At 26.7% G+C, this 16,799-nt stretch carries 12 protein-coding genes; 10 read left to right on the top strand and 2 right to left on the bottom strand.

The window, feature by feature from the left end:
- Nucleotides 1-222 precede the first annotated feature (222 nt).
- The 4 genes from pyrR to NGI68_RS16395 all read left to right on the top strand — a co-directional run bounded on the left by pyrR (nucleotide 223) and on the right by NGI68_RS16395 (nucleotide 5,066).
- The gene (gene pyrR, locus NGI68_RS16380; RefSeq protein ID WP_251862515.1) at nucleotides 223-771 is read left to right on the top strand and encodes a bifunctional pyr operon transcriptional regulator/uracil phosphoribosyltransferase PyrR; all 549 of its coding nucleotides are present in this window, start codon (nucleotides 223-225) and stop codon (nucleotides 769-771) included.
- A gap of 328 nt (nucleotides 772-1,099) precedes the next feature.
- Nucleotides 1,100-2,416: an NAD(P)-dependent oxidoreductase gene (locus NGI68_RS16385; protein WP_251862516.1), complete on the top strand. Its 1,317-nt coding sequence runs from the start codon at nucleotides 1,100-1,102 to the stop codon at nucleotides 2,414-2,416.
- The gene (preA, locus tag NGI68_RS16390; protein WP_251862517.1) at nucleotides 2,416-3,651 is read left to right on the top strand and encodes an NAD-dependent dihydropyrimidine dehydrogenase subunit PreA; all 1,236 of its coding nucleotides are present in this window, start codon (nucleotides 2,416-2,418) and stop codon (nucleotides 3,649-3,651) included. The genes NGI68_RS16385 and preA overlap by 1 nt, the downstream gene beginning before the upstream one ends.
- Nucleotides 3,652-4,016: 365 nt before the next feature.
- Entirely contained in the window at nucleotides 4,017-5,066 is a 1,050-nt protein-coding gene (locus NGI68_RS16395; RefSeq protein ID WP_251862518.1) for a DNA polymerase IV, read from the top strand.
- A 160-nt stretch (nucleotides 5,067-5,226) separates the two neighbouring features.
- Here NGI68_RS16395 and NGI68_RS16400 read toward each other — a convergent pair whose 3' ends face one another.
- Both NGI68_RS16400 and NGI68_RS16405 read right to left on the bottom strand, forming a co-directional pair.
- On the bottom strand, nucleotides 5,227-6,072 hold the full coding sequence (locus NGI68_RS16400) for a M15 family metallopeptidase (RefSeq protein ID WP_251862547.1): 846 nt from the start codon (nucleotides 6,070-6,072) through the stop codon (nucleotides 5,227-5,229).
- 208 nt (nucleotides 6,073-6,280) lie between these two features.
- On the bottom strand, nucleotides 6,281-7,408 hold the full coding sequence (locus tag NGI68_RS16405) for an amidase domain-containing protein (protein WP_251862519.1): 1,128 nt from the start codon (nucleotides 7,406-7,408) through the stop codon (nucleotides 6,281-6,283).
- 307 nt (nucleotides 7,409-7,715) lie between these two features.
- On the opposite strand from NGI68_RS16405, the gene NGI68_RS16410 reads away from it, so the two are divergent.
- The 6 genes from NGI68_RS16410 (at nucleotide 7,716) to NGI68_RS16435 (ending at nucleotide 16,628) form a co-directional block, all read left to right on the top strand.
- Nucleotides 7,716-8,213 (top strand): hypothetical protein, encoded by a 498-nt coding sequence (locus NGI68_RS16410; protein WP_251862520.1) that lies wholly within the window; start codon nucleotides 7,716-7,718, stop codon nucleotides 8,211-8,213.
- A gap of 386 nt (nucleotides 8,214-8,599) precedes the next feature.
- Nucleotides 8,600-10,891 carry a ribonucleoside-diphosphate reductase subunit alpha gene (locus tag NGI68_RS16415; protein WP_251862521.1) on the top strand — a complete coding sequence of 764 codons (2,292 nt, stop codon included), beginning with the start codon at nucleotides 8,600-8,602 and terminating at the stop codon, nucleotides 10,889-10,891.
- 173 nt (nucleotides 10,892-11,064) lie between these two features.
- On the top strand, nucleotides 11,065-12,093 hold the full coding sequence (locus NGI68_RS16420) for a ribonucleotide-diphosphate reductase subunit beta (RefSeq protein ID WP_251862522.1): 1,029 nt from the start codon (nucleotides 11,065-11,067) through the stop codon (nucleotides 12,091-12,093).
- A gap of 377 nt (nucleotides 12,094-12,470) precedes the next feature.
- Nucleotides 12,471-14,531, top strand: coding sequence for a methyl-accepting chemotaxis protein (locus NGI68_RS16425; protein ID WP_251862523.1), 2,061 nt, complete (start codon nucleotides 12,471-12,473; stop codon nucleotides 14,529-14,531).
- A 296-nt stretch (nucleotides 14,532-14,827) separates the two neighbouring features.
- Nucleotides 14,828-15,844, top strand: a complete 1,017-nt coding sequence (locus tag NGI68_RS16430; protein WP_251862524.1) for a 3D domain-containing protein — start codon at nucleotides 14,828-14,830, stop codon at nucleotides 15,842-15,844.
- A 313-nt stretch (nucleotides 15,845-16,157) separates the two neighbouring features.
- The gene (locus NGI68_RS16435) at nucleotides 16,158-16,628 is read left to right on the top strand and encodes a hypothetical protein (RefSeq protein ID WP_251862525.1); all 471 of its coding nucleotides are present in this window, start codon (nucleotides 16,158-16,160) and stop codon (nucleotides 16,626-16,628) included.
- Nucleotides 16,629-16,799: the final 171 nt, after the last annotated feature.

The following is a 16,799-nucleotide window of genomic DNA, read 5'->3' on the forward strand; positions in this document are numbered from 1 at the left end:
ATATTATTGAAATTGCAAAGTATAATATAACACCAAGTTTTTACAAAAAAGTATTGAAATATATTAAATTTTATGTTAGTATAATTTTAAAAATAAAATATTATAAAGCCCTTTAAATGATCCTGAGAGATTGTAAGGTAGATATCTAATAAGTCTATATAAATGTCTTGGCTATGGGTCAAGGCATTTTTGATTTTAATATAGATGAAGGGTGGAATTAGGTTGAATTTAAAGGCTGTAATAATGGACGATGTAAAGATCAAAAGATCCATAATTAGAATTTCTCATGAAATAATTGAGAAAAATAAAGGTGGACAGGATGTAGTATTAATAGGAATAAAAAGAAGAGGGGTACCAATAGCTAAAAGAATTGCAGAGAATATAAAAGATTTTGAAGGTATAGATATACCAGTGGGAGTTTTAGATATATCTTTATATAGAGATGATTTATCTGAATTGTCACAGGATCCAATAGTTAAAAATAACAAGTTACATATAGATATTCAAGATAAAAAAGTGATTTTAGTAGATGATGTAATTTATACCGGAAGAACAGTGAGAGCTGCTATACAGGCTATATTTGATAATGGTAGACCTAGTAAAATTCAATTAGCTGTTTTGGTAGATAGAGGACATAGGGAACTTCCAATAAGACCAGATTATGTTGGAAAGAATATACCTACTTCATTGAGTGAAGCTATTTTAGTAGAACTTAATGAAATAGATGAAAAAGATTCAGTTAAAATCCTTGTACATCCTTTATATAAATAGTATTAAAGGTTAATTGCAAAAATTTTTATATTATTATATATAAAATTTGTACAAGGTTTTCATAAAATATAAAATATAGAAATATAAACTATGCTGTGTTAATAGTCATGAAAATGTTAGCATTTCTGCAAAATGCAGATATTGTTAAAAAAATGACGAAATGCTAGGAAAATTTATGGTTAAATTTCCCACAAAGCAGCATAGGGTTTAATTTTGCTTTAAATAATGAAAGTAGGTCATTTCTAAATTAGAAATGACCTGCTTTTTTTGTTAAAATATTGGTGTGATTGCAATTAACCTTTAAATATTATATAAAGGAGGAATAATATTGGATAATAAATTTAGTTATTTAAAAGAAAGAGAAGAAGTATTTACACCTCTTCTAGCTATTGAAGAAGCGTCTAGATGTTTATTATGTCATGATGCACCTTGTACAAAGGCATGCCCAGCAGGTACAGATCCTGCAAAATTTATACGTTCATTACGTTTTAGAAATTTTAAGGGTGCTGTAAATACAATACGTGAAAATAATATTTTGGGTGGAGTCTGCGCAAGGGTTTGTCCTACAGATAAATACTGCCAAGGTGCTTGCAGTAGATGTGGTATAGACAAGCCTATTCAAATTGGAAGACTTCAAAGATACTTAACAGATTATGAACAGTCAACAGGAATAAAAGTATTAGAACCTATAGAAACTATAAAGGAAAAGGTAGCTATTATAGGTTCCGGCCCAAGTGGTCTTGCTACAGCTGCTAAGTTATCTTTAGAAGGATACAAAGTTACTGTATTTGAGGCAAGAAATGAATTAGGTGGATGGCTAACTTATGGAATACCAGAAGATAGACTTCCACAAGCAATTGTTGAAAATGAAATTAGATACATAAAAGAATTAGGTATTAATTTTAGAACTAATTGTAAAGTGGGATCAGATATTACTATAGATGAGCTCAAAAAGGAAGGATTTGAAGCATTCTTAGTAGCTGTAGGAATGCAAAAAAGTAAAGATATAGATATAAAAGGAAATAATCTAGAAGGTGTTGTCGCAGGAACAGACTTTTTAGCTAAAGTTAAGACTTCAAGAGGAAAAGTTAATATAGGAAATAAAGTTATAGTTATAGGCGGTGGGGATGTAGCTATGGATTGTGCTGTAACATCTAAACTGTTAGGAGCAGAGGATGTTAAAATAGTGTATAGAAGAACTATAGAAAGAATGCCAGCAGATAGAAAAGAATTAGCTTATACTCAAGAATTAAATATACCTATATTTACTGGGTTAAAGCCTGCTGAGATAATTGGACATGATGGGAAAGTAGTTAGATTTAAAGCTGAAGGAATGTTTGATGATTCAGAGATGAATCTTCCAGCAGATATGATCATATTTGCTATTGGTCAAGAAGCAGAAGAAGTAAATGAATTAAAAGAGGCATTAAAAGAAGTAGCTGCGGCTAAAGAAGTAATAGCAATAGAATTTAATGAAAGAGGAATTATTAAAACTTGTGATTATAGTACTAATGTACCAGGTATTTTCGCTTGTGGAGATATAATTGAAGGGGATAAAACAGTTGTAAGTGCAATAAAACAAGGAAAAGAAGCAGCAATAGTTATAGGAAAATATTTAACAGCTAAGAAAGAAGGTGTAAGATAATGAAAAGAAGAGATCTTTCAATAGAATTTTGTGGAGTAAAATGTGAAAATCCATTTTTCTTATCATCATCACCAGTAGGAAATTGTTATGAAATGTGCGCAAAGGCTTTACAAACTGGTTGGGGCGGTATAGTATTTAAAACTATCGGTTATTTTATTGCAAATGAAGTTTCCCCACGCTTTACTAATTTAGAAAAAGAAGGTACTCCATTTTTAGGATTTAAAAATATGGAGCAAATAGCAGAACATTCATTAGAGGAAAATCTAGAAGCTATGAGAAAATTAAAAAAGAATTATCCCAAGAAAGTTTTAGTAGCTTCAATAATGGGACAAAACGAAGAAGAATGGGAAAAACTTGCAAAGCTTGTTACAGAGGTAGGGGCCGATATAATAGAATGCAATTTTTCATGTCCCCAAATGACCAGTAGTACTATGGGATCAGATGTTGGACAAAATTCACAGTTGGTTAAAAAATATTGCGAAGCAGTAAGAAGAGGAAGTGATCTTCCAATACTATCTAAGATGACTCCTAATATAGGAGATATGACTGTTCCAGCAATAGCTTCTATAGAAGGTGGAGCAACAGGTATAGCTACAATAAATACAATTAAATGTATTACAGGGGTAGATTTAGATAAATTCATAGGATATCCTATAGTAAATGGTAAATCATCAATATCTGGATATTCAGGAAAGGCTGTAAAACCAATAGCTTTAAGATTTATACAACAATTAGTCACAAATGAAAGACTTAAAGATGTTCCTATAAGCGGTATAGGAGGAATAGAAACTTGGGAAGATGCTGCAGAATTCATATTATTAGGTTCAAGAAACTTACAAGTAACTACTGCTATAATGCAATATGGATATAGAATAGTAGAAGATATGATAGAAGGGTTATCATATTATATGGAAGAAAAGGGATTTGAAAAATTAGAGGATATGGTTGGATTAGCAAATAAAAATATAATCCCAGCAGAAGAATTAGATAGAGGATATATTGTATATCCAAAATTTAATGAAGAAAAATGTGTAGGTTGTGGAAGATGCTATATATCTTGCTATGATGGTGGACATCAAGCAATCAAATGGGATGTAGAAAATAGAAAGTCTATATTAGAAAAAGAAAAATGTGTAGGATGCCATTTATGTGCTAATGTATGTCCAGTTCAATGCATATCAAAAGGTGACATAGAGTTAAAAAAAAGTGAAGAATATAGAGAAGTAGTACTTTAATATAAGTAAGATACAGAAGTATAGAAGTATGCTTAAACCTTTAAGGGCTACATTAATTGTTATAATATCTAATTGTTTAGTTAGACTTTTCGTTAGTAGAAATGAAGTTGTTATTGATATAATTAAAAATGAAAGCAACCTGATATGGTAGCTTTCATTTTTATTTTTTATAGTGACAAAATTATAATTAAAGTATAATTATAAAATAGTATTACAAAATATTAATGACTATGTGGTAACCTATTTAGTTATTTCATAAATGTGATTATATTAAGTAATTCTTTTAAATAATTGAACTTTTGATATAATTATATTTAGAATATATAGAGGCTTAAATTTATATTATTGGAAAGGAATTTATACCTATGGATAGAGTTATTATGCACGTTGATATGGACGCATTTTTTGCATCTGTAGAACAAATGGATAATAAAAAACTTAAAGGTAAACCTGTAATAGTAGGAGGAATAGGGGAAAGAGGAGTAGTTGCTACTGCATCTTATGAAGCTAGAAAATATGGTGTTCATTCTGCTATGCCCATTTTTGTAGCTAAAAAGAAATGTCCATTTGGTGTATATGTTCCTACAAGACATAGTAGATATAAGGAGATTTCAAATAATATATTTGAAATATTATTTCAGGTTACATCCATAATTGAACCTGTATCTATAGATGAAGCTTATTTAGATATTAGTCATATTAGTTATGAGCCAATTAAAGTGGCAGAATATATAAAAAATAGAGTTAAAAATGAACTAGGATTAACCTTATCTGTGGGGATTTCTTACAATAAGTTTTTAGCCAAACTGGCTTCTGATTGGCATAAACCTAATGGCATAAAAATGATAAATAAGGATATGGTTCCTAAAGTATTAGAGCCTCTTCCTATAAGTAAGATTTATGGAATGGGTAAAAAATCTGTAGAGAAGTTACATAACATAGGGATTTTTACTGTAAAAGATATGTATAAATTATCTAAAGAATTCTGTGTAGAGTATTTTGGTAAATTTGGACTAGAAATATATGACAGAATAAGAGGAATAGATAAAAGAGAAGTAAAAGTTAGCAGAGAAAGAAAATCTATAGGAAAAGAAATAACCCTAAAAAAAGACATAGTAAATAAGCAAGAAATGAAGAAATATCTTTTAGATTTTTCAAAAAACATATCCTACAATTTATACAAAAAAAATAGTGGTGGAAAAACTATTACTATAAAAATAAAAACTTCTAATTTTGAAACTCATACAAGAAGTAAGACAGTAAATTATTATTTAACAGATAAAGAGGAAATCTATAAATTGGCCTGTGATATATTAGAACAAATAGATTTTAAGGAGCCTATAAGACTCATAGGACTTACAGTGTCTAATTTAGTACAAAATAAAATTCAACAAATAAGTTTTAACATTTATTAAAATATAAAATAATTAAATATATTTATAAAATTAACATATAAGCTATATGAGTTATATATATTTAGGCTCTATTGATAGAATTATTGTATAAATGTATAGTTAAATACAAACAAAATTACCCCTGTGAAATATCATATATTAATGATTCACAGGGGTAATTTTATTTTAATACATTATTGATTTTATCTATATATTCTTTAATTTTTTCATTTTCAATTGGAGCGCCTTTATACCAAGGATCATTTATATTAGTATTTTTTTTAAAATATCTAGATTTTATTATAATTTCTGGTCTATATTCATAATGTAATATATCAAAATGGTTCCATTTTCCACCCCATATAAAGTTGTTTTTTTCAAAAATTTCAACTAATTCTTTTGGATAAGAATTTAATCTTTCTTGTCCTTGTTTTTCTGTAGCCCATTTCCAATAATCTTTATTGTTTCTTACTAAATCAATTGCAATTCCAAATGCATGAGGACTTAAAAGATTAGTACCTGCAATATGTCTATAATTAAAAGTACCATTAATAGGAGATATATTAGAACTAATTTTATTATTATTTTTTGAAATACTATGAATTTCATCTAATGCTTTTTTTAAGCTTTCTGCAGCCTTATTATTATTATTGAATTGGAATGTACCATAAGGTGTATTAATGTTTTTTAAATTCTTCTGGATTATAGCAGAATTATTTCCATAAACATAATTTAATAAGCTATATACTCGAAATCTTCCAGGATCAAAATCTTTATTCATTAACTTACGCGTAGTTTCTAAAGGATATATTTGTTCCAACATGTCTTGTATGTCTGAATTATATATTTTTTCATTAAAAGTTTTATTCTTTTTATCGTCATAAATAATTTTTTCACCAGATTTAGTTATTATATATACTTTATTATCTTTAACTTCAATATCTTTTATATAATCATCATATGCCATCATTAATGATAGAATATCTTGTTTCATAGTTCTATTGTATAATTGTTTGTTATTTTCTATGCCAAAGGCCTTTACTTTAGAAATATTTATACATAAAGCATAAAATAATATATTTAAAATAATAATTTTTTTAAATAATTTTTTTATAATAAATCACCTCTTTTATTGTATATTTAAACAATTTTTATATTTTATATATAATTAATTCAAATTTAAATTCATATTTTTGAAAATATTTTTTTAATATTATTTTATATTAAAAATCATATTAAAAATGTACTCTAACTAACCAGAATTTTATTCCTTTATCATTCCATCCAAGATCCCAAGGAACTTTGTTTCTATCTGTATTATGGCAGGTTACTAAAGAATATCCTTTAGAGTCTGCTCCTGTCACCATTGATATATGAGTTATGTCTCCTTTTTTTTCATAAGCTACAAAATCACCAGGCAGAAGTTTATAAGAAGCTTTATATACTTTTTCATAACTTCCATGGGCAATTATAGATGCTCTACCACTATATATCATATAATCTTTGAAACCATCTGCATTTACCCAAGCTCTAGTAGCCCCTTTGGAATCGTAGTTCCAAGCAGAGTTTTTTTTGAATTTTCCTCCCTCAAATAATATTTGAGAAGCAAAATTAGCACAATCTCCTCCTTTAGGGTTATAATCTCTATATTTTTTGTTATATTTATATTCATATTTTTCATCAGTAGCAGCTCCGCAATATTTTTCAGCATATTCTATAGTATTTAATCTTCTTTTATCTAAATTAGAAAAATCTCTAAAAGAATTATTTATTATATTTTGTTTTATATCATCAGCTTTTAAGTTATTAATATTAAGAGAATCAGCAAAAGGATCTTTATACCATTCTTTTGTAATTACCCATTCATCATCTTTTTTTGTAAGTTTTATTAGATGATATGTACCTATGGTAGATTTATTAATTTTTTTTGGTTCATCTTCATAGGTGTATTTATATTCTGTAGAACATATTAAATTAATTGAATAACTATCTTTTAGATTTTTCATGTTTTTGATAACAACCTTGGGATTTATATCAATAAATTTAACACCCTGTTTTTCTTCCCAATTATGCAGATATTTTATCTTTTTTTTCTCATGTTCATAAGCCCATATACCATATTTACTACTTGTATCATAAATAGATTCAATAAATTCTAAATCTCCTTTTAATAATGCTTTATTTCTATTTTCAAATATATCATTTATTAAATTAGTTATTTTGGCATCATCTGTAGTTTCATGAGCCTTATAAACTAAGACATTTTTCCATTGAAATATTGATATAAAAAAAATTGATAAAATCATTATTATAGTAAGATTAACTATAATTTTTTTACTTTTATTCCTTTGAAAAAATCTCATAATTTTTATCTCCTTTGTTTCATATTATAGCTAATTTACTCAGTATTATTTTATAATTTAGTCTATGATATTATGGCTTAAAACTTAATAAAATAAACACTTTAATTTTTCATAATTATAAAGAAAAAGGATTAACATGAAAATTTATAAAAATAAATTTAATTTCTCATTTGGTTTAAATACAAATTTTAAAATATATAGAAATAAGAGTATAATTGGTATGTATTTATTATAATAATCTTTATATATTATTATTTCATTTATAATTTGTAATTATGTAAGATATAAATAGGGGGAAATTAACAAAATGGAAAATATAAAAAATATAAATCCCATTAGATTAATAATATTTGTAATAATAATAGTAATGGGAATAAGTTTATATAAAAATAGTTTTTTTTATATTGGCTCAAATAATTATTTATCAACAGTACAAGATGCGGAAAGAAGTGTTTATTTTAAAAGAAATGAAAGAGATAGTTTAGATGGAAAGAAATTTGATTTTGGTAAATTTACAGGTAAATGGTCTTTATTAGAATTTACTTCATATAAAGATAATAGAATAGTTATAGAAGATAAAACAAGAATTAGTAAAGGTAGCCTTTATCTTGTAGTATTAGATTCAGACTATAATATTATAGCTAAAAGAAATGAAAGAGAAGAAAATAATGATATAAGCTTTACTACACCAAAAAGTGGAAAATATATTATTAAAATTGTTGGAAAAAATTTAACTGGAAATTTTAATATAAAAATAAAAGCAAATGATAATATAGTAATTAAGCATATAGATTTTTTCAAGTAATTATAAATTAGTAGGAAACTAAAAATTATTAAATAAGGAATAAATGGAGCTTTAACTAATAATAAAATAGAAATAAAGAGCATCTTTTATGAAAAATAATATGGAGATGCTTTTTATTTTTATTAAGTATACTATGAATAAATAATCTTTTTATATAGAAAGAATAGTATAAAATATAAATAAGTATATTTATAAATATAATAAATAATATACAATATATAGTGAAAATATAAGATGCTTATACAATATATTGAGTTTATCCTCATAAATCATATTTTTATATTGTTGATTTTAGATGTAATTACTTATATAATTTATTTAAAAATAATTATTTTATAATATATTTTATTAATTAAACAAATTTTTAAGAAAGTAAGGTTTGAATAATGAGTATTAAAATAAAAAAGAGAAATGGACAATATGAAGAATTACAAGTTGAGAAAACAAAAAAAATGGTTAAGCTAGCATGTGAAGGTATAGAGGGCTGTGATCCTATCGAATTGGAATTAGATTCTAGAATCCAATTTAGAGATGGAATGACTACAAAAGAAATTCAAAAAACATTGATACAAACAGCTATAGAAAAAGTTATCCAAAGTAGCAAAGATAATAATGGGAACAACATAAAAAAAACTAATGTAAATTGGCAATATGTTGCTGCAAGGCTTTTGTGTTTTGATCTATATAAGGAAGCTAAAATTAGTAGATCTTATAATAATTTTGGTTATGGTGATTATTATGAATTAGTAAAAAAGTTAGTTAAGATGAAACTTTATGGTGAATACTTAACTGAAAATTATTCTGATAAAGAAATAAAAAAATTAGCAAAATATATAAAGCCACAAAGAGATGAATTATTTAATTATGAAGGATTGAAATTATTGAATGACAGATATTTGATAAAAGGACATAATAGAGAAATATTAGAACTTCCACAAGAACGATTTATGACTATAGCTATGCATTTAGCTATGCCTGAAGGAAATAAAAAAGTTTTTTATGCAAAACAATTTTATGATCTTTTAAGCCAGTTAAAAGTTACAGTTGCTACGCCAACTTTAGGAAATGCAGGTACACCATTCTACCAGTTAAGTAGTTGCTTTATATCTGCAGTAGGAGATAATTTGTGGTCAATTTACGATGTGAATCAAAAATTTGCTCAAGTTTCAAAACATGGTGGAGCATTAGGCATATATATGGGAAAAATAAGAGCGTTGAATAGTGAAATAAGAGGACATAAGAATGCATCTGGTGGGGTTATACCTTGGATAAGACTTTACAATGATACTGCTGTAGCGGTAGATCAGCTTGGCAAGAGGAAAGGAGGGGCAGCCATAACTTTAGACATATGGCATAAAGATATATTTGATTTTTTAGATCTTAAAACCAATAATGGGGATGATAGAAGAAAGGCACATGATATATTTCCTGCTGTAAGTATTCCAGATTTATTTATGGAAAGATTAGAAAATAGAGAGAGTTGGTCTTTATTTGATCCTTATATGATAAAAAAGATAATGGGATACAATTTAGAAGATAGCTTTGATGATGTAGACAATAAAGAGTTTGCCCAAAAATATGTTGAATTGGAAAAAAATACTAGTATTCCTAGGGAAACAGTACCCGCTCTTGATATTATGAAGAGATTAATGAAAAGTGCAGTAGAAACTGGAACGCCTTTTATTTTCTTTAGAGATACTGTAAATAAAGCAAATCCCAATAAACATAAAGGCATGATATATTCTTCAAATCTTTGTCATGAAATTGCACAGAATATGAGTGAAAGCCATCTTTTAGAGGAAGAGATAGCTGATGATAATGGAGTTAAACAAGTTGTTCAAAAAGTTAAGGCTGGAGATATGGTAACTTGTAATCTAAACTCAATAAATCTTAGTAAGGTAAAAAAAGAAGAGTTTAGTGATTGCATTCCTCTTCAGATAAGGATGTTAGATAATGTTATATCTATTAATAAGCTTCCTGTTAAGGAATCTAGGATTACTAGTGATAAATATAGAGCTATTGGATTAGGTACAAGTGGATATCATCACTTTTTAGCAAATAATAAGATAAGATGGGAAAGTGATGAACATATTAAAATAGCAGATGACATTTATGAAGAAATAGCTTACATAGCCATAAAGGCCTCTATGGAATTGGCTAAAGAGAAGGGTAGTTACCCTGCTTTTAAAGGTTCAGAATGGGATACAGGAAAATATTTTGAAAGAAGAGGTTATAACTCCGAAAGATGGAGAAAACTTCAAGTGTATATTAAAAAATATGGAATGAGAAATGGTTATATTACAGCTATTGCTCCTACAGGTAGCACTTCTAACATAGCTAATACAACAGCAGGAATAGATCCTGTGTTTAAAAAGTTTTTTATGGAAGAAAAGAAAGGCAGCTTTACTCCCAAAACTGCACCAGATTTAAATGAAGAAAATTTTTGGTATTATAAAGAAGCACATACTATAGATCAACAATGGAGTATTAAAGCTTGTGCAGCTAGACAAAAACACATAGATCAAGCTCAATCCTTTAATTTATATATAAATCCAAATATGAGAGCTAAAGACATATTAAACATGTATGTAGAATCTTGGAAACAAGGTATAAAGAGTATTTATTATATAAGAAATAAATCTTTAGAAATGGATGAATGTACAAGTTGCTCAAGCTAATTATATGTTTAATGTAGCAAATAAAAAAGTTATAATTTTTCAGTAAATTTAATATAAATATTTGAAATAATAACTATATAGATAATTATATTTATAAATATAATTATCTATATTACTAATATAAAATAAGTAGATTTAGAAAACGATATGTTAAGAAAGGGGTTTTACAGTAAATGTTGAAAAAAATAATATTTAACGAAAATGGTCAGCGTGGAACGGAATCAATGATAAATGGAAATACTACCAACTTAAGAGAATGGAATAGAATAAAATATAATTGGGCTAGTGATTTTTATAGAACAATGCTTAATAATTTTTGGATACCGGAGGAAATTTCTCTTAATGAAGATGTAAAACAATTTCCTTATTTAACAGATGGAGAGAGAAATGCCTTTGATAAGATCATTTCTTTTTTAAATTTTCTTGATTCAATACAAAGTGAAAATCTCCCTAATATATCAAGATATATAACTGCTTCAGAAGTTTCTTCTTTGTTAAATATTCAAACTTTTCAAGAAGAGATACACGCACAAAGCTATTCTTACATACTAGATACAGTTACAAATCCAATTACTAGAGATAAAATATATGATCAATGGAGAGAAGATGAGCATCTTTTAGAAAGAAATAAATTTATAGCAGGCATTTATGAAGAGTTTAATGAGAATCCTGAACTCCATAATTTTTTAAAAGTAATCATGGCAAATTATATATTAGAAGGTATATATTTTTATTCTGGATTTAGTTTTTTTTATACCTTAGCAAGACAAGGAAAGATGACTTCTACTAGCACAATTTTTAAATATATAAATAGGGATGAAATAACCCATCTTGTGCTCTTTCAAAATATAATTAAGGAGTTAAAAAATGAAAATCCTCATATATTTACAGAGCAATTAGAAGAAGAATTTAGACAAATGATGAGAATGGGAGTAGAACATGAAATTAAATGGGGACAATATGTAACTAACAATGAAATATTAGGGCTCAATGATGAATTAATAGATAGATATATTAAATATCTTTCAAATCTTAGGCTGGAAGCTATAGGTCTAAAAATATTATATCCTGAAGTTCATAAGCATCCTATGGAGTGGATAGATAGTTTTTCAAAATTAAATAGCACAAAAACTGATTTTTTTGAGGCGAAGGTTACAAGTTATACCAAGGCAGCAGCCTTTGATTTTGATGATCTTGATTGATTAAATATGTAATATTTTACTGTGCATTAGAAGTTATTTAATTTGATCCAAAGAAAAACTATAATAAGCAATGCATAACAGAAAAGCTATAGGATTAATTAAAACTGATCTTATAGTTTTTATTTTACATATTTTAATTTTAGAGAGTTTTAATCATATTAATTATTTAATTTATGATTTATAAAAAATATATATTTAAATTTGGTATAAATATCTTATTTTCCCTATTATTATAAAAAAATAGACATAAAATTCTAAAAATATGTTTTAAATTTATATTTTCTAATATATAATGGATATAGTAAAAAATAATGGAGTAAAATTTAGTTTAATGTGTAATAAAATACATATTTTTACAATGAAGAGGGGGAAAATAAATGAAAGTTAAAAATATTATTCAAAAGAGCATTTTTGCTAAAATGATGCTTTATATTCTTACAGCTGTACTTTTTGTATTTTTGACTTCCGGGATTTTTTTGGGGTTGAAAATTAAGAATATTGTGACTAAAATGAATTACGAAAATTTGGTTACGGAAGCTAGGGCTGCGTCTAATCAAAGTAATGAAATGTTTAAAAAAAGTGAAGTTTTAGTAAAACAAATGGCTACAAATCAAGATATTATAAAATTAATGAAGGGCGCAAAAACTAAGGATAAAGTGAAAAGTCATCCTGATTATAAGGATGTAATAAGTTCTCTACAACAAATAAAAAATACAGACAAAAATCTTCAATTAGTATGGGTTGGGTTAGAGGATGCTAGTTATTTAGTTTCACAAGATGAGGTTGCCTCCAATAAGGAGTGGATTATTAAAGAAAGACCTTGGTATGAAGAAGCTTCAAAATTAAAATCTGATGAGGTACTTTATACAGAACCATATATGGATTCAGTAACAGGAAAAATGGTAATCAGTGTTATAAAGATAGTACAGGATGAAAAAGGGAAAAAATTAGGTGTAGTAGCAGTAGATATGCTCCTTGATGAATTACCTAAAATTATGGAAAAATATAAAATAGGTAAAACTGGATTTGTATTTTTAATCAGTAAAAAGGGAGAATTAGTTTATCACCCTGTAAAGGAAATGATTTTAAAAAATAATATGACAAAAGAACAAGGTGGAATGGATGAAATAGGAACAAATATGATGGCCCAAAAACAAGGCACAGGAAAGTATTCCTATAAAGATACTCATAAATATGTAGGGTATTATCCTATAGAGTCTAATAAGTGGTCTGTGGCTGCAGTAATAGATGAAAATGAATTTAATGAAAAGATCTGTGATATAACAAGAATTTTTGTTATTTGTTATGTATTAGGAGCAGCTATTATTGCTATGTTAATTTTCTTAGTAGGAAAAGCTATAGTAAATCCTATAAAAAGTCTTGAAAAATATGGTGATAAAATGGCAGATTTAGATTTTACAGAAGATGTATCCAAAGAATTAGTTAAAAGAGAAGATGAAATTGGATTATTGGCAAAAGCTTTTGATAATATTGTAGTAAATTTAAGAGATTTTGCTAAAAAAACATTGGAAAGTGCAGAGCAAGTGGCAGCATCCTCAGAGGAGCTTACAGCCACTAGTCAACAGACTGCAAAAGCGGCTAATGAAATTACAAAAACTATAGAAGAAATGGCTAATTCTTCAGAAGATCAGGCAAGGCAAACAGAAAGTGGTGCCACAAATGTAAACATGCTTGGAGAGACAATTTACAAAAATCAGCAAATGATGGACGATCTAAATGATGCAATAGAAAAGGTAGATACTTTAAAAGAAGAAGGGGTAACTACTTTAAAGGAATTGGTAGAGCAAACTATGGATAGCCAAAGGATATCAAAAGAAGTATATAAAGTTATTATGGATAGCAGTAACAGTGCAGAAAAAATTAAAAATGCTAGTGAAATGATAAAGAGTATTGCCTCTGAAACTAATCTTTTAGCTTTAAATGCGGCTATTGAAGCAGCTAGAGCAGGAGAGTCAGGAAAAGGTTTTGCAGTAGTAGCAGATGAAATAAGAAAATTAGCAGAGCAATCAAATGCTTTTACTGATGAAATTTCTTTAGTAATTAATGAATTATCAATTCAGACAGAAAAAGCAGTTCAGAGTATGGAAGTTTCTAGTACCAATACAAAAGAACAAACTAAGCGTGTAGATAATACAAATTCAAAATTTGAAGGAATCTCTGTAGCTATAGATGAAATGAAAAAAGTTGTACAAATAGTGAATGAATCAGGAAAGGATATGGAAAATAAAAAGAATGAAATAATTTCAGTAATTGAAAACTTATCTGCTATTTCCGAGGAAAATGCAGCAGGAACAGAAGAAACTGTAGCTGCAGTAGAAGAGCAAACCGCTTCTATTTCAGAATTAGCTAATGCTAGCGAGGAATTAGCAAAGTTATCAGAAGATATGCAAGAAAGTGTTTCAAAGTTTAAATATTAGATGTTTTTAAATTAGTGCCTTAATAGGCACTGATTTTTTTATTTATAATATATATGGTATAATAAAAAAACATTACATAATTAATTTTTATGGTATAATGTAAAGATAATTTTAATAAATAATAGAATAATATTTAATTTATGGTTAGGTTTTCTTATTTTTAAATTTAGTCAAATATACCCATATACTTTACAAAAAGCATATATATATTATAAAATGAGAAGTATTAAACTTTAAAAGTATAAGGCAAATAAAGAATGTATAGATTTACACACAAATTATAGGAGCGTGATAAATTGAGTAAAAAGATGTTATCCTTTATTATAATGCTAACCTTAATTTTAAGTACAGGCAGTAATGTTTTAGCTGCGCCATCAGTTAAGGAGTCAAATAATTTAAAGGAAACTAGAGAACAAAAGAAGGAAATACAGCAAAGAGTTGGGAAAATGGACAGTGAAATTGACAATGTAATAGATGAAATAGATAAAAATAAACAGCTTATGAATAAAATTGATAAGGAAATCAAAGATACAGAAAGTAAATTAGCTGAAGTAAAAAAGAATGTGAAAACAAAAGAAGATTTATTTGCCAAAAGAGTAAGAGCTATGTATATAAGTGGTGGTGATAGCTACTTAAATATAATTTTAGCATCAAAAGATTTAGGCGATTTTATGTCAAGAATAGATATAGTTTCAAAAATAATGAATTTTGATAAAAATGTTGTTACTAAATTAAAAGCAGAAAAAGAATCTATAGCAAAACAGAAAGAAAACCTAAATGAAGAGAATAATAAATTAGCAGAATTAAAGAAAAATAATCAAGAAAAATTAGCAAGACTAAATACAAGTATACAAGAAGAAAAATTGGTACTTAATAAAGTAACAGAAAAAGAAAATCAAATAGTAGCTGATGAGGCTGAAAAAGCTAGACAAGCTGAAGAAAATACTAGAAAAGCCAGAGAAGTAGCAGTTAATAATAGTAATAGTTCACAGGGAGAGACTTTATCTCGTGGTGGGTCAATTTCTGGATCTTTTTCAAAAACATTAACAATGGTAGCAACTGCTTATGCAGGAGATGGTATAACCGCTTCTGGAAATCCTACAGTTAGAAATCCAAATGGATACAGCACCATAGCAGTAGACCCTAGGGTAATAGCTCCTGGGACTAAAGTTTATGTAGAAGGTTATGGTTATGCAGTAGCAGATGATACTGGAGGAGCTATTAAAGGAAACAGAATAGATTTATTTATGCACTCAGAGGCTGAATGTAATAGCTGGGGTGTAAGAACTGTGACAGTTCATATAATAGGGTAATAAAATATATATTTTTAAATAAATAGCATTTTAAAAGATAATTTTGTATGTAATAACAATAAAATTAATTTATAAAAAATAGTTTTATTAAAAGAATTGAGCTTTAGTAATAGATTTATAATGTAAAATATTTAATTTTATAAGATTATACCCTGTAGCGTAGAGGAATGAAGAGAAACTACACTATAGGGTATATTTTGTTTTTAAAAATTAAATATGTTAATTAGAAAGTATATTTGCATACTGTTAAAATAAAGTTAAAGCACTTACATAAGAAAAAATAAAGTTGAAAAACTTACATAGGAGGAAATAGATGGGATATAATATTATAGATCTTATAGATAGATCTATAGATACAGGAAACAATATTATTAAAATATATATTGATATGAATAAACAATATGATGATACTAATCCCTTCAGTATATTTTCTAAGATATTTATGAAATATGAAAAGGAAAAGATAAGTTATTATAATTTTCTTAAGACAACTTTGAAAAAGGAAAAAATGAAAGATATTGATATATATACATATGATAAAATATCTTCTTTAATTGCCCAGTTTAATAATAAGATCTTAATAAAGTGCCATAAGGATAAAACCATAAAAGAATTTATAGAATACATATTAGATATTAATAAGGATATAAGAGCATTATTTATAGATATAAGAGGAAGAATGATACAAAAAAATGGAGATGGAGATAGCTATGAATATGAAGTGTTAACTAATATAATAAAAATGGAAGAAAAATACATAAGGGATTTAGAACAAGTTATGTAAAAATAAAATTTTAACATAAGAGAATGTAAATATACATAAAAATTAGGGGTAAATCATTAAATTTATAGTTGTTTAATGATTTACCCCTAATTTACTCTCATTTACATTAGTGTTAATCATCTTTTCGTGTAATTGCTATGGATTTATTATTATCGTAAATATATAGTAATT

This window comes from Clostridium sp. Marseille-Q2269, assembly GCF_943736985.1.
Taxonomy (GTDB): Bacteria; Bacillota; Clostridia; order Clostridiales; family Clostridiaceae; genus Clostridium_F.